Source organism: Streptomyces sp. NPDC088766, from assembly GCF_044750845.1.
In the GTDB taxonomy this organism is placed as follows: Bacteria; Actinomycetota; Actinomycetes; order Streptomycetales; family Streptomycetaceae; genus Streptomyces.
The window spans coordinates 104,850-119,731 of the sequence record NZ_JBIVKQ010000002.1 but is presented as its reverse complement, the minus strand read 5'-3'; the positions used below and the strand labels follow the sequence as shown (position 1 = coordinate 119,731).

General features: G+C 75.8%; 5 protein-coding genes and 1 tRNA gene. 4 read left to right on the top strand and 2 right to left on the bottom strand.

Translation table 11 applies throughout. The annotated features are described in order from the left end of the window. Nucleotides 1–5 precede the first annotated feature (5 nt). Entirely contained in the window at nucleotides 6–1,091 is a 1,086-nt protein-coding gene (locus tag ACIP5W_RS03255) for a M12 family metallopeptidase (RefSeq protein WP_401465960.1), read from the top strand. 430 nt (nucleotides 1,092–1,521) lie between these two features. Here the strand turns inward: ACIP5W_RS03255 and ACIP5W_RS03250 are convergent, their stop codons facing one another. Together ACIP5W_RS03250 and ACIP5W_RS03245 are read right to left on the bottom strand one after the other, a co-directional pair. Continuing rightward, the gene (locus ACIP5W_RS03250) at nucleotides 1,522–2,277 is read right to left on the bottom strand and encodes a class I SAM-dependent methyltransferase (RefSeq protein WP_401465958.1); all 756 of its coding nucleotides are present in this window, start codon (nucleotides 2,275–2,277) and stop codon (nucleotides 1,522–1,524) included. A 238-nt stretch (nucleotides 2,278–2,515) separates the two neighbouring features. Beyond that, a tRNA-Pro gene (locus tag ACIP5W_RS03245) sits at nucleotides 2,516–2,592 on the bottom strand. A gap of 514 nt (nucleotides 2,593–3,106) precedes the next feature. Between ACIP5W_RS03245 and ACIP5W_RS03240 the strand changes: the two genes are divergently transcribed. Genes ACIP5W_RS03240 through ACIP5W_RS03230 form a run of 3 tightly spaced genes read left to right on the top strand, consistent with a single transcriptional unit; the run spans nucleotide 3,107 to nucleotide 14,882 of the window. Beyond that, on the top strand, nucleotides 3,107–10,009 hold the full coding sequence (locus ACIP5W_RS03240; protein ID WP_401465956.1) for an SDR family oxidoreductase: 6,903 nt from the start codon (nucleotides 3,107–3,109) through the stop codon (nucleotides 10,007–10,009). Between the two features lie 44 nt (nucleotides 10,010–10,053). Next, nucleotides 10,054–14,568, top strand: coding sequence for a beta-ketoacyl synthase N-terminal-like domain-containing protein (locus ACIP5W_RS03235; RefSeq protein ID WP_401466936.1), 4,515 nt, complete (start codon nucleotides 10,054–10,056; stop codon nucleotides 14,566–14,568). Then, nucleotides 14,565–14,882: an acyl carrier protein gene (locus tag ACIP5W_RS03230; protein WP_366058740.1), complete on the top strand. Its 318-nt coding sequence runs from the start codon at nucleotides 14,565–14,567 to the stop codon at nucleotides 14,880–14,882. Before ACIP5W_RS03235 ends, ACIP5W_RS03230 begins: the two co-directional genes overlap by 4 nt.

Sequence of the window (14,882 nt, the reverse complement as noted above, 5' to 3'; positions counted from 1 at the left end):
TGACCATGACCGCCCGTTACTGCTCGCTGACGCAGCAGCCGGCCCCCGCGTTCGCTCCGGGGCTGGCCGCCGAGCGGCTCGGCGCGCTGATGAGCGGACGCCGGATGTGGGTCAACCGCACCGTGCTGCACTACTGCTTCCTCGAAGGCGAGAGCGACGGGTCGGTCATCGCGGTGCCGGGTTCCGGGGGGACCCGGTGGGTTTCGTGGGTCGGGGACGAGGCCCAGCGGAAGGTGGTGCGCGACGCCTTCCGCGAGTGGGCGGATCTCGGCATCGGGGTGGCGTTCGCCGAGGTCGGCGACCGCTCGGAGGCGGAGCTGCGCATCGGGTTCCAGCAGGGTGACGGCTCCTGGTCCGCGGTGGGCCGGGACGCGCTGCGGGCGGGCCTGAACGAGCGCACCATGAACTTCGGCTGGGACCTGACCGCGCCCGGGGAGCGCGGGACGGCCCTGCACGAGATCGGGCACGCGCTCGGCATGCAGCACGAGCACCAGAGTCCGTTCGCCGGCATCCACTGGGACGACGAGGCGGTGTACGCCGACCTGGCGGGCCCGCCGAACCACTGGAGCCGGGACCGCACCTACTTCAACGTCCTGCGCAAGCTGGACCCGGCCGAGGCCAACGGCTCGGTGTGGGACCCGCAGTCCGTGATGGAGTATCCGTTCCCGGCGGGACTGATCCTGGAGCCGGAGCAGTTCCGCGGGGGCGTGCACCCGCCGGGTGCGCTGTCGCCGATGGACAAGGAGTTCGTGCTCCGCTGGTATCCGCCGCCGGCCGCGCCGCGGCCGCCCGCACTGGTGCCGTTCCGTTCGGTGCCGCTGTCGCTGGCGGCGGGTGAGCAGGCCGACTTCACGATCGAGCCGCCGGAGACCCGCGAGTACGTCTTCGGCACCTTCGGGGACGGTGACGCGGTCGTGGTGGTCTTCGAGGAGCGGGACGGCGAGCCCCGCTTCCTGGCCGGGCAAGACGACGGGGGCACCCCGCGCAACGCCACCGTCAGGGCCCGGCTCGTCAAGGGCCGACGTTACTTCGTCCGTGTCCGGCTGTACTGCGGCTGGGGCGCGGGAGAGACCGCCGTCATGTGCTGGTGACGGCACGGGACGGCGCCGTAAGCGCCCGGGGACCACAGTCCGGCGCCGGGGGAAAGGGCCGGCGTCCGTAGCCTTCGGGGGAGGGAGACGGACGCCGGCCGCACCCGGCGCGCCACGGGGCCGTGGGGCGTGGGCACGGCCGCCCTGTTCGCACGGCCGGAGTCCTTCGGCTGGTGCTGTGGCCGGAAAGGTTTGCCGGAAAGCTCGCGGCGTCCGGTGCGGTGCATCGCAGGGCGGAGCATTGCCCGCGTACTGGATGTACTCGGGTGATGCGACAACGCGGCGGTGGGGGGCGAGCCGTCCCCGGCCGTCGTCGAGGGGTGTCCACGAGGTGAGTCGGGGGGAGTCCGTGAGGAGGGACCGCGCCGAGGCCGGTCCGGGGTCGGCACCGGGGGGCGCGGAGCGGTTCGCGCCGGGGCCGCCCGGCGGTTCACTCCGCGGTCGCGGGGCCCGGCAGCCGGTACACCGACACGTGGGACCGGGACTCGGCGGTGAACTCGGAGCCGGTCCAGTCCGCGTGCCGTGACTCCAGTCCGAAGCCTGCCAACTGGGCCATGAGGTCGAGTTCGGCGGGCCAGACGTAACGGTGCGGGCTGCGGTCCAGCCGCGCCTGCCGGCCGCTCCCCTCGAACCTGAAGTGGTGCGAGACGACGTGCTGGCGCAGGACGTCGTAGGTGTCCAGGCCGATGTAACCGGGCTCGGCGTGCCAGACGGTGGCCTCCTGCCCCGGCGGGAGCCTGCGCAGTTCGGGCACCCACAGTTCGACGACGAACCGCCCGCCGGGTCCCAGGTGGCGGGCGGCGTTGCGGAAGCACGCGACCTGCTCGGCCTGGGTGAGGAGGTTGGAGATCGTGTTGTAGACGAGGTAGACCAGCGTGTACTCCCCCGGCGCGTGGGCCGTGGCCATGTCCCCGACGACCACCGGGATCGCCGACTCGTCGGCCTTGGTGCGCAGTTGTCCGATCATCGGTCGGGACAGCTCCACGCCGGTGACGGGCACGCCCCGCGCGGCGAGTGGCACCGCCACCCGCCCGGTCCCGATCGCGAACTCCAACGCCCTTCCACCGGAAGCGAGTTCGGCGAGCCGGTCGACGGCCGGTCCGAGGACCTCGGGGGCGAACATGCCGGTGCCGGGAGTGTCGTAGCGGCCCGCGGCGTCGGCGTCCCAGATCTGCTGCTGCTCCATGGGCCCCACGATGGTCCGGCGTCCGGGAGCTGTCCAACGGTTTGCCGCCCGCGGCGGCGACCGTCGGCCACGGAGCAGGGCGGCCGCGCGACTCGGCGCCCCGCGAGCGCCGGACAGGAGGCCGGGCGACCGCGCGGGCCGGGGCCACGCGACCGCCGGGCCCGGGCCGCGCGACCGGACCCGGGCACGAGGAAGGCCGCCTTCTCGTCCGAGAAGACGGCCTCCGACCACATCGTGCTGGTCGGGACGACAGGATTTGAACCTGCGACCCCTTGACCCCCAGTCAAGTGCGCTACCAAGCTGCGCCACGTCCCGTCGCGTCCCGCACCGGTGAACCGTGGGAACGCGCAGGTAAACACTACCGCACGCGCACCGGTGCCGCGGTCGCGGCCGGACGGGGCGCCGGGACGGGCGGATCCGGACCCTTCCCGGTCACTCGGACGCGACACGCGGATTTTCCCCGCGGGCCACATTCGGGCGGACCTTCCGGCCCCGCTTTCCGGACATGCACTCCAAAGGAACCCATTTCCGCCGCTCGTGCGTGTTTCAACAATGTGTGGACCGGATGAACGGGGTCAGCGAGAAAAGCAATAGATCCGTTTTCCTACACCGTGGCCTTTTCCCCGGAGGTGACCGAATCAATACGGCAGGAAACCAAGCGGTCGTTCAAACGTTGACTGGCGAGTAATAAGCCCACTACCTTTCAACGCGCTTCGAAAAAGCGCTTTCCACGGCCTTCCGCGGTGCTCTTCTCCCGCCGGGATCCCGGTGTACGCCTTTGCTGTCCCGAACCCCCCACCGTGCGGTTTCACCTTGATTCGGAGAATCAATGACGTCCGCTGTGCGCTCCGAGGACATGATCATCGGCATCACTCCATTCGGCGAACCCGATGCCGGGCTCGCCCTCGCGATCGCCGGGGCCGGCGGCCTCGGCGTGCTCGATCTCGGGGACGGCGGCCGAAGATCGCGCGAGGCGCTGGCCCGATTGCGGCGCTCGGCGCCGGGCGGCTTCGGGGTCAGGGTCGGCCCGCGCTGCCGGCTGTCCCCGGCCGACCTCGAAACCGGCGGCCCGCACACGGTGGTGCTGGCCGCCGACTCGGCCTGGCCGCTCGGCGAACTCGTCGCCCGGCACCGTGTCCTCGTCGAGGTCACCGATCTGCCGGGCGCGCGGGAGGCCGCCCGCGCCGGCGCGCACGGTCTGATCGCGCGGGGCGCCGAGTGCGGCGGCCGGACCGGCACGCTGAGCACCTTCGTACTGCTCCAACAGCTGCTTTCCGCACCGGAGTCGGACCTGCCGGTGTGGGCCTGCGGGGGCATCGGCCCGCGCACGGCCGCCGCCGCGGTGGCCGGCGGGGCGGCCGGGGTCGTCCTCGACGGGCAGCTCGCGCTGCTGGCCGAATCCGCGCTGCCCGAGGCGACGGCCGCCGCCCTGCGTCCCCTGGACGGCTCGGAGACCGTCGTCGTGGCCGGTCACCGGGTGCTGCTGCGCCGGGGGCCCGACGCCCCGCCGCTCCCCGGGGACGCCGGCCCCGAGGAGGTGGCGGCCCTGCTCGGCGGGCGGGACCCGCGCACCCAGCTGCTGCCGGTGGGTCAGGACGGCTTCCTCGCCGCCCGGTTCGCCGACCGCTGGGGGGACGCACGGCGAACGGTTCGGGCGCTGCGGGACGCGGTGCGCGACGCCGTGGGCGACGAGGGGACCGTACGGGCGGCGGCGGAGGCCTCGCCGATGAGCCGCGCGCTGGGCACCCGGCTGCCGGTCGCCCAGGGACCGATGACGCGGGTCAGCGACGAGGCGGGGTTCGCGGCGGCGGTCGCCGCGGACGGGGCGCTGCCGTTCCTGGCGCTGGCGCTGGCCGACGGTGAGCGGACGCGGGCGATGCTGGCCGGGACGCGGGACGCGGTGGCCGGCCGGCCCTGGGGGGTCGGTGTGCTCGGCTTCGCGCCGGAGGACGTACGGGCAGCGCAGCTGGAGGCCGTACGCGAGGTGCGGCCGACGCACGCGATCATCGCGGGCGGGCGGCCCGCGCAGGCGCAGGCGCTGGAGCGGGACGGGATCCGGACCTTTCTGCACGTGCCGTCGCCGGGGTTGCTGCGGCAGTTCCTCCAGGCCGGTGCGCGCCGGTTCGTGTTCGAGGGCTCGGAGTGCGGCGGGCATGTCGGACCGCGTGCGAGTTTCCCGCTGTGGGAGGCCCAACTCGCGGTTCTGGAGGACTACGTGGAGGACGGCGGCGACGCCGGTGACCTCGAGGTGTTCTTCGCGGGCGGGGTGCACGACGAGCGGTCCGCCGCGATGGTCGCCGCGCTCGCCGCGCCGCTGACCGCGCGCGGGGCGGCCGTCGGCGTCCTGATGGGCACGGCGTACCTGTTCACCGAGGAGGCGGTGGCGCACGGGGCGATCCGGCCGCTGTTCCAGCGGCAGGTGCTGGCCGCCGACCGCACCACGCTGCTGGAGTCGGCGCCGGGGCACGCCACGCGCTGCGTGCCCAGCCCGTTCGCGGCCGGCCACCGCGCGGAGGAGGCCCGGCTGCGCGCCGAGGGCGTCCCGGACCGGCGGATCTGGGAGGAGCTGGAGCGGCTCAACGTCGGACGGCTGCGCCTGGCCAGCAAGGGGGTGACACGGGAGGCGGACGGCGCCCTCGCGCCCGTCGACGAGCAACGACAGCTCGCCGAGGGGATGTTCATGGCGGGCGAGGTGGCGGTGCTGCGCTCGGCGACCACGACGCTCGCCGCGCTGCACGCGTCCGTGACGACGGGAGCGGCCGCGTTCCTGTCCCGGCGGGCCGCCGAACTCGGCGTCGAAAAGGCGCCGCGGCCCCCGGCGCCCGCACCGCTCGACATCGCCGTCGTCGGCATGGCCTGCATGTTCCCGCAGGCACCCGACCTGTCCACGTTCTGGGCGAACGTCGTGGGCGGCGTGGACGCGGTCGGCGAGGTACCGGCCGACCGCTGGGACCCGGCCGTGCACCACGGCGCGTCCACCCCGTCGAAGTGGGGCGGCTTCCTGCCGCCGATCCCCTTCGACCCGCTGCGCTACGGCATCCCGCCCGCCTCCCTCGGCCACGTCGAGCCGGTCCAGCTGCTGTCCCTGGAGGCGGCCCGACGGGCCCTGGAGGACGCCGGATACGGCGACGGGGGAAGGGAGTTCGACCGTTCCCGCACCTCGGTGGTGTTCGGCGCGGAGGCCGGCAGCGACCTGTCCAACGCGGCCACCCTGCGGGCCGTACTGCCCTCCTACTACGGGACGGTGCCGCAGGGCCTGGACGAGCAGCTGCCGCGGCTCACCGAGGACTCGTTCCCGGGCATGCTCGCCAACGTCATCTCCGGCCGGATCGCCAACCGGCTCGATCTCGGCGGCGCCAACTACACCGTCGACGCCGCCTGTGCCTCCTCGCTGGCCGCGGTCGACGCCGCCTGCAAGGAGCTCCTCGCCGGCACCAGTGACGTCGTGCTGTGCGGCGGCGCCGACCTGCACAACGGGATCAACGACTACGTCCTGTTCTCCTCGGTGCACGCCCTCTCCCCCACCGGCCGCTCCCGCGCCTTCGACGGCTCGGCCGACGGCATCGCCCTCGGCGAGGGCGTGGCCTGTGTGGTGCTCAAGCGGCTCGCGGACGCCGAGCGCGACGGCGACCGGATCTACGGCGTCGTCAAGGGCCTCGGCTCCTCCAGCGACGGCCGCTCCCTCGGACTGACCGCACCCCGCCCCGAAGGCCAGCGGTCCGCGCTGGAGCGGGCCTACGCGAGCGCGGGCGTCTCTCCGGCGCGGGTCGGCCTCGTAGAGGCGCACGGCACCGGCACGGTGGTCGGCGACCGCACCGAACTCGCCGTTCTGGACGAGGTGTTCCGCGAGGCGGGCGCCGAGGCGGGCGGCTGCGTGATCGGCTCGGTCAAGTCGCAGATCGGGCACACCAAGTGTGCGGCCGGGCTGGCCGGCCTGATCAAGGCGGTGCTCGCGCTGTACACCGGTGTCCGGCCGCCGACGCTGCACGTCGAGGCGCCCAACGCGGCCTGGGACGCGGACCGCAGCCCGTTCGCCTTCCACACCGAGGCCCGGCCGTGGGCCGCTCCCGCCGGTGAACGCCTGGCCGGGGTCAGCGCGTTCGGCTTCGGCGGCACCAACTTCCACGTGGTGCTGGCCGCCCACGCCGGCGGGGTGCCGCCGGCGCGGGGACTGGACGCCTGGCCGGCCGAGCTGTTCGTGTTCCGCGGCCGGGACGAGAAGTCGGCCCGGCACGCGGTCGAGGAGCTGCTGCGGACCGCCGGGACGGACGGCCGCCCGTGGCGCCTGCGCGACCTGGCGCTCGGTGCGGCACGGCGCTCGGACGCGAGCACCGACCCGGTACGGATCGCGGTCGTGGCGAGCGACGTGGACGACCTGACCGGGAAGCTGCGGGCCGTGCTCGACGCCCCGGCCGGCGCCGGCCCCGCCGTCCGCGGGATCCACCTGGCCGGTGCCGGGGGCGCCGACGGCGGCAAGGTCGCCTTCCTCTTCCCCGGGCAGGGCAGCCAGCGCCCCGGCATGCTCGCCGAACTGTTCGTCGCCCTGCCCGAGTTGCGCCCGCACCTGGAACTGGGGCGGGCGCACGCCGACGTGCTGTACCCGCCGGCCGCGTTCGACGACGCCGCCCGGGACCGGCAGCGGGCCGCCCTCACCGACACGAGGGTGGCGCAACCGGCCCTCGGCGTGGCCGGGCTCGCCGCGCACGCCCTGCTCACGGCCGTCGGCGTGGAACCGGACATGGCCGCCGGCCACAGCTACGGCGAGCTGGTCGCCCTCTGCGCCGCCGGGGCTCTCGCCCCCGAGACGCTGCTGGAGCTGAGCGGCGAACGGGCGGCGGCGATCCTCGGGGCCGCCGGGGAGGACCCGGGGACCATGGCCGCGGTCGTCGCCGGCGCCGAGGAGGTGGAGCAGGCCCTCAAGGCGGCCGGCGCACCGGAGACCGTCGTCGTCGCCAACCGCAACTCCCCCCGTCAGACGGTCGTCTCCGGTCCGACCGACGCGGTCGCCGAGGCCGTACGACTGCTGCGCGAGGCCGGTCTGGACGCCCGGCGGATCCCGGTGGCGTGCGCCTTCCACAGCCCGCTGGTGGCCGGCGCCGGCCACCGCTTCGCCGAGGCGCTCGCGGCCCGCCCGGTGCACGCCCCCGAGTTCCCGGTGTGGTCCAACCGCACGGCCGCCCCGTACGCCGCCGACGCGGACGCGGTCCGGGCCGAGCTCGCCGCGCAGATCGGCGCCCCCGTCTCCTTCGTCGAGCAGATCGAGTCGATGTACGAGGCGGGCGCGCGCGTCTTCGTCGAGGCCGGTCCCGGATCGGTGCTGACCCGGCTGGTCGGGCAGATCCTCGGCGAGCGCCCGCACACCGCGGTCGCCTGCGAGCCCCGCCCCGGCGGCGGCCTGCGCGACTGGCTCGACGCCCTCGCCCGGCTGGCCGTCGCGGGGCTGCCGGTGCGCACCGGACGGCTGCTGCGCGGCCGGGACGCCGTCGACGCGGTACGCGCCCCCGCACCCGAGGTTCCCGGCTGGACGGTGGACGGGCAGCTCGTCCGCACCGCCGCCGGCGCCCTCCTCCCCGGTGCCCTCGCACCGGCCCGACGAGTCGCGGACACCCTGGAGACGACTGTGACGACCAACCCCCCGCACGGCCTGCCGTCCGACCGGGACGCGCTCGTCGCCGAGTTCCTGCGCACCAGCCGGGAGATGATCGCGGCCCAACGGGACGTGCTGCTGACCTACTTCGGCGGCGTGCCCGGCGCCCCGGTCGCCGTGCCCGTCCCCCCGCAGGCGCCGCTGCCCGCGGTGGTGGCCGTGCCGCGGGCGCCCGGACTCCCGGCCGTGGCGGCGCCGCCGGAGGCGGAGCCCGCGCCGGAGGCCGCCGGGCCCGTGGACGTCCAGCGGATGGTCCTGGAGATCATCAGCGAGCGCACCGGCTACCCGGTCGACATGATCGAACCCGACCTCGATCTGGAGGCGGACCTCAGCATCGACTCCATCAAGCGGGCCGAGATCGCCGGCGAGCTGGCCAGGCGGCTGGGCGCCGGGAGCGGCGCGGACCTCACGTCGATGGCCGACGCGGAACTGGAGGAACTGGCGAAGGCGCGTACGGCGGCGGCGGTGACCGGCTGGCTCACGGCCCGGCTGGGGACACCCGCGGCACCGCAGACGCCGGGAACGCCCGCGGCACCGCAGACACCCGCGGCACCCGAGGCCCCGGAGACCCCGGAGATCCCGGAGACGCGGACGTCACCGGACGGGCCCGTGCCCGCGGAGGCCGTGACCGGTGAGCCGCCCCGCCGGCACGTCCTGCGCCCGGTGCTCCTGGACGGACCCGGCGGCGCCGGCCCCGCCGACCTGCTGCCCGGCACCCGCTGGCTCGTCCTCGGTGACGCCCCCGAAGTGGCGGCCGCGATCGCGGCGTCGGGCGCCGAGGTCGTCGTACGCGGCCGGGATCATCTGCCCGGTGACGGGGACGGGCCGGTGGACGGGGTGCTGTACCTCGGCGCGCTCGCGGACGACGGCACGTCCGTGCTGCCGGACGCGTTCCCGGTGCTGAAGGCGGCCCTGGCACGCGGGCCCAGGTGGCTGCTGGCCGTCCGGCCGGCCGGCGGCGACACACGGTCGGCGGGGCTGCGCGGCCTGTTCCGCACCGTGGCCCGGGAGTACCCGGAGACGGTGGCGCGGGTCGTCGACCTCGCCGACGTCTCGCCCGCCGCGGTCGCGGAGGCCGTGGCGCTGGAGGCCGCCGCCCCGGACCGTACGCCGGTCGTGGTGCGGTCGGCGGCCGGGCGGCACGGGTTCGAGCTGGTGGAGGCGCCGCTCGGCGCCCTCGCCGGCACGGGCGCCGGACCGGCCGGGGACGGCGCGGCCGAGGCCGCCGCGCTGGGCCTGGACCGGGACTCGGTGGTGGTGCTGGCCGGAGGGGCGCGGGGCATCACCGCGCAGTTCGCCGCGGTGCTCGCCGGTGCGGCCCGCTGCCGTCTGGAACTCCTCGGCCGCACCCCCGTGCCGGACGGTCCGGAGGACGCGGACACCGCGGCCGCCCGCACCCCGGCGCAGCTGCGCGCCGCGCTCGCCGCGCGCGGCGGGGCGACGCCGGCCGAGATCAACCGCGCCGCCGAACTCCTGCTCGCCCAGAGGGAGATCGGGGCGACCCTGGCGGAACTCGCCGCGCTCGGCAGCCGGGCCCGCTACCGCTCGGTCGACTTCCGCGAACCGGACGCCGTCCGCCAGGCGGTGAAGGAGATCCACGCCGAGCACGGCCGGCTCGACGGCGTGGTCCACGCGGCCGGGGTGATCGAGGACCGGCTCATCGCCGAGAAGAGCGCCGAGTCCTTCCGCCGGGTCTACGGCACGAAGGCCGGCGGTGCCCGGGCGCTGCTCACGGCGTTGGAGGAACTGCCCGCCGCGCCCGCGTTCACGGTGCTGTTCGGCAGCATCTCCGCCGTCCTCGGCAACCGCGGCCAGGCCGACTACGCGGCGGCCAACGACGCCCTGGAGGCCCTCGGCACCGCCTTCGCCGCCCGCACCGGCCGTCGCGCGCTGACCGTGCACTGGGGCCCCTGGGCGCCCGCCGCCGGGCACGGCGGCATGGTGGGCGCGGAGCTGGCCCGCGAGTACGCCCGGCGCGGCATCCGGCTGATCGACCCGGAGGAGGGCACCGCGGCGCTGCTGCGGGAGCTGGCCTGGGGCGAGGAGTCCGCGACGGCCGTCGTCCACACCGCCTCGGGCTGGTGACCGCCGCCGTGACGCACCGTCAAGTACCGGTCGCCATCGTCGGGATGGCGGTGCTGCTGCCGGGCGCCCCCGACCTGGACGCCTACTGGCGGAACCTGCGGGACGGCGTGGACGCCGTCGGGGAGGTGCCGGACGGGCGCTGGGACGCGGACTACTACCGTCCCGGCACCGCCTCCGAACCGGCCGTCGCGGACCGGGTGTACGCGCGGCGGGGCGGGTTCGTGGACGGGCTCGCGCAGGTCGACGTCACCCGGTTCGGGATCATGCCGAACTCGGTGGCCGGGACCGAGCCCGACCAGCTCATCGCGCTGCACGTGGCCGCCGCCGCCCTCGACGACGCGGGCGGCGCGGACCGCCTGGCGGACCGGGGGCGGGCCGGCGTCGTCCTGGGCCGGGGCGGCTACCTCACCCCGGGCCTGGTCCGGCTGGACCAGCGGGTGCGGACCGCCGGCCAGCTCGTGCGCACCCTGGGCGAGTTGCTGCCGGACCTGTCGCAAGGCCAACTCGACCTGGTGCGGCAGGCGTTCACGGACCGGCTGGGGTCCGACAGCCCCGAGTCGGCGATCGGTCTGGTGCCCAACCTCGCCGCCTCCCGGATCGCCAACCGGCTCGACCTGCGCGGCCCCGCCTACACGGTGGACGCGGCCTGCGCCTCCTCGCTGGTCGCCGTCGACCAGGCGGTGGGCGAACTCGCCGGCGGCCGCTGCGACCTGATGCTGGCGGGAGGCGTCCACCACTGTCACGACATCACGCTGTGGAGCGTGTTCTCCCAGCTGCGCGCCCTCTCCCCCAGCCAGCGCATCCGGCCCTTCCACCGGGACGCCGACGGCATCCTGATCGGCGAGGGCACGGGCGTGGTCGTCCTCAAGCGGCTCGCCGACGCCGAACGCGACGGCGACCGGATCTACGCCGTCGTGCGGGGCACCGGCGTGGCGAGCGACGGCCGGGCGGCCGGACTCGTCCATCCGGATCCGGGCGGCCAGGCACAGGCCGTGCGGCAGGCGTGGCGGGCGGCCGGACTCGATCCGGCCGCATCCGGTGCGATCGGCCTGCTGGAGGCGCACGGCACCGCCACCCCGGCCGGTGACGGTGCCGAACTGACCACGCTGGCCGATGTGTTCGGGCCAGGCGACGGTGAGGCCGTACTCGGCTCGGTCAAGTCGATGATCGGGCACGCCATGCCGGCCGCCGGCGTCGCCGGACTGGTCAAGGCCGCCCTCGCGGTCCACCACGCGACGCTGCTGCCGACCCTGCACTGCGACGACCCGCACCCGGCGCTGGCCCGCACCCGCTTCCGCACGCTGGAGAAGGCCGCCCCCTGGGAGACCTCCCCTGATCAGCCGGTCCGGCGGGCCGCGGTCAACGCGTTCGGGTTCGGCGGGATCAACGCGCACGTGGTGCTGGAGGAGCCGCCGGGGGCCCGCGGCCCGGCCGCCGCCCGCCGGGCGTCGGGGCGCGGCGGCCCGGCCGTCGCCCGTCCGGCGCCGCACGTCACCGAAACCGAGCCGGTGCTCCTGCTGGCCGCCGACTCGCCCGAGGGTCTCGCCGCCCTGCTCGACGCCGACGACGGCGCCGTGCGCGCCGCCGGACTCGATCCGGCCCGGCCCCACCCGCAGGCCGGGCCCGTCCGGCTGGGGATCGTCGGCCCGACGGACAAGCGGCTCGCCCTGGCCCGTCGCGCGGTCGCCAAGGGGCGTGCCTGGCACGGCCGCAGCGACGTCTGGTTCCGGCCCGGCCCCCTGCTGGGCGCGGGCGTCGGCAAACTGGCCTTCCTCTTCCCCGGCCTGGAGGGCGACTTCACCCCCCGGGTGGACGACGTCGCCGACCACTTCGGGCTGTCCGTGCCCGCGGTCGCCGAGGACGGCGCCCGCGACCTCGGCCGGCACGGGCTGGGCGTCGTCGCCGTCGGCCGTCTCCTCGACACGGCGCTGCGCCGGGCCGGGATCGTGCCGGACACGGTCGCCGGGCACAGCCTCGGCGAGTGGACGGCGATGGCGGCGGGCGGGCTGTACGCGGGGGACGAGGTCGACGCCTTCATGGCGGACTTCGACCCCGCGGCCCTCACCGTGCCGGGCCTCGCCTTCGGGGCGGTCGGCGCGCCCGCGGAGCGGGTGCTGGCCGCACTGCGGGAGGAGCGGTGGGCCGGGGCCGGTCTGGTGCTCTCGCACGACAACGCGCCCGGCCAGTCGATGGTGTGCGGCCCGGACGCGGCGGTCGGGGAGTTCGTGCGGGACTTCCGCGCCCGGGGTGTGCTCAGCCAGGTGCTGCCGTTCCGCTCCGGCTTCCACACGCCGATGCTGGCACCCCACCTCGGTCCGATCAGGGAGGCCGCCGGACGGTTCCGGCTGCACCCGCCGCACACCCCCGTGTGGTCGGGGACGACCGCCGCGCCCTTCCCCGCGGACGAGGCGGGGGTGCGGGAGCTGTTCGTCCGGCACCTGCTGGAACCGGTCCGTTTCCGGCAGCTCGCCGAGGCCCTGCACGCGGCGGGCCACCGGGTGTTCGTCCAGGTGGGTCCCGGTCGGCTCGGCTCCCTCGTCGGCGACACGCTCGGCGGCCACGACCATCTCGTCGTCGCCGCCAACTCCCCGCACCGCACCGGCCTCGCCCAGCTCCGCCGGGTCGCCACCGCGCTGTGGGCGGCGGGCGCCGAGGTGACGCCGGTGCCGGCGGCGCGCACCGGGGCCGTACGGTCCCGACGGCAGCCGGTCCAACTGGACCTGGGCAGCGGCCTCGTGTCGCTCCCGCCCGGCCGGCTGGGCTCGTTGCGGGCCGGTTTGAGGAGGACGGCGAGCCCCGCGAGCGCCGCCCTGGGCTCCCTCGACGCCCTCGTGCCCGGCTCGCCGGTCGCCGCCGAGCTGTCCGCACTGCTCCAGGACACGGCGGACACCGCGGCCGCCCTGCTGACCGCACCCGCCCGCGCCGGGCATCCCGCCGCACCGCAGCTCACCGGGCCGCAGCTCACCGGGCGACCGCTCGCCCCGCCGCCGCTCGCCCCGTACCGCACGACCGTCCGGGTCTCCCCCGACACGATGCCGTACCTGTTGGACCACTGCTTCTTCCCGCAGCGGCCCGGCTGGCCGGACGTCTCCGACCGGTGGCCGGTGGTGCCGGCGACGACGATCGTGCAGCACATCATGGACGCGGCACGGCAGGCCGCGCCCGGCCGGGTGCCGGTCGCCGTGCACGGGGCGCGGTTCGAGGAGTGGCTCACCGCCACCCCCGCCGTCGACGTCCCCGTGGCCGCGGTCCCCGAGGGCCCCGACCGGCTGGCGGTCTCCTTCGGCCCGCGGGCCCGCGCCACCGTCGAACTCGCCGCCGCCCACCCGGCCCCGCCCGCCCCCTGGCCGGCCGGCACCGCCGCCGAGCGGATCCCCGGGCACACGGCCGGCCAGCTGTACGCCGAGCGCTGGATGTTCCACGGCCCGGCGTTCCAGGGCGTCACCGAGCTCACCGCGATCGGCGACCGGCACCTCCGGGGCGTGATCACCACCCCGTCCGCGCCCGGCGCCCTGCTGGACAACGTGGGTCAGATCCTCGGCTACTGGATCATGGCGACCCGCACGGAACGCACCGTCGTGTTCCCGGTCGGCATGCGCGAGATGCGTTTCCACGGGCCGCATCCGGCGCCCGGGACCCGGGTGGGATGCCTGGTGCGGATCACCTCGCTCACCGACACCTTCCTGGAGGCCGACGTCCAGCTGACCGTCGGCGGCACGGTGTGGGCGGAGCTGTACGGCTGGCAGGACCGCCGCTTCGACAACGACCCGAAGACCCGTCCCGTCGAACGCTTCCCGGAGCGCAACACGCTCTCCGAGGCCCGTCCGGGCGGCTGGTCGCTGCTCCACGAGCGCTGGCCCGATCTGGCGTCCCGCGAGCTGATCATGCGCAACTCGCTGGCCGGTCCGGAGCGCGCGCAGTACGCGGAGCACGCCCCCCGGGGCCGCCGGCAGTGGCTGCTGGGCCGGATCGCCGTCAAGGACGCCGTACGGCAGTGGCTGTGGGACCGGGGCGAGGGGCCGGTCTTCCCGGCCGAGCTGCGGGTGCACAACGACGAGGCGGGCCGGCCGTACGTCACCGGTGTGCACGGCCGGGTCCTGCCGCCGCTGGACGTGTCGCTGGCGCACTGCGCGGAGGCGGGCGTGGCGATCGTGCGGCCCCACACACCGTGGCCGGGTCCCGGCATCGACGTCGAGGAGGTCACGGACCGGACGCCGCAGACCCTGGCCGCCGCCCTCGGCCGGGACGAGCTGCGGCTGCTGCGCGCGCTGACGTCCGACGGGGCGTCCGACGGCTCCGAGGCGTTGTGGTTCACGCGTTTCTGGGCGGCGAAGGAGGCCGTCGCCAAGGCGGAGGGCACCGGGCTGCGCGGACGGCCGCGGGACTTCGCCGTCCTCGACGCCGCCCCGGCCGGCGACCGGCTGACCGTCGCGGGCCGCCTGGAACGCGCCTACACCGTGCACTGCGCACCGGCCGCCAACCCGCCCCACCTGCCGGACCGCGCGTACGTCGTGGCCTGGACGACGGGTCCCACCGAAGCGAAGGAGTACGACCGATGACCCCCCACACCCCCACCGCCGCCGACGAGACGACCGTCCTCGCCGACCTCACGGAGATGCTCGGCCGGCTCATGGCGGACGAGTACGGCCTCGACGACGTCGAGATCGGCCCGCACACCACCTTCAACCGGGACCTGGAGCTGGAGAGCATCGACCTGGTCACCCTGGCCGGGCTGCTCCAGGAGCGGTACGGCGACCGGATCAACTTCGCGGAGTTCCTGGCCGGCATGGAGTTCGACGAGATCATCGAACTGACCGTCGGACGGCTCGTCGAGTACGTCGTGGCGGGCCTGAAGACCGCGGAGGCGAGCTGA

What these genes read in the sequence shown, in the direction of transcription:
- ACIP5W_RS03255 (WP_401465960.1), top strand. Translation starts at nt 6, where the DNA reads ATGACCGCCCGTTACTGCTCGCTGACGCAGCAGCCGGCCCCCGCGTTC.
- ACIP5W_RS03240 (WP_401465956.1), top strand. Translation starts at nt 3,107, where the DNA reads ATGACGTCCGCTGTGCGCTCCGAGGACATGATCATCGGCATCACTCCA.
- ACIP5W_RS03230 (WP_366058740.1), top strand. Translation starts at nt 14,565, where the DNA reads ATGACCCCCCACACCCCCACCGCCGCCGACGAGACGACCGTCCTCGCC.
- ACIP5W_RS03250 (WP_401465958.1), bottom strand. Translation starts at nt 2,277, where the DNA reads ATGGAGCAGCAGCAGATCTGGGACGCCGACGCCGCGGGCCGCTACGAC.
- ACIP5W_RS03235 (WP_401466936.1), top strand. Translation starts at nt 10,054, where the DNA reads ATGGCGGTGCTGCTGCCGGGCGCCCCCGACCTGGACGCCTACTGGCGG.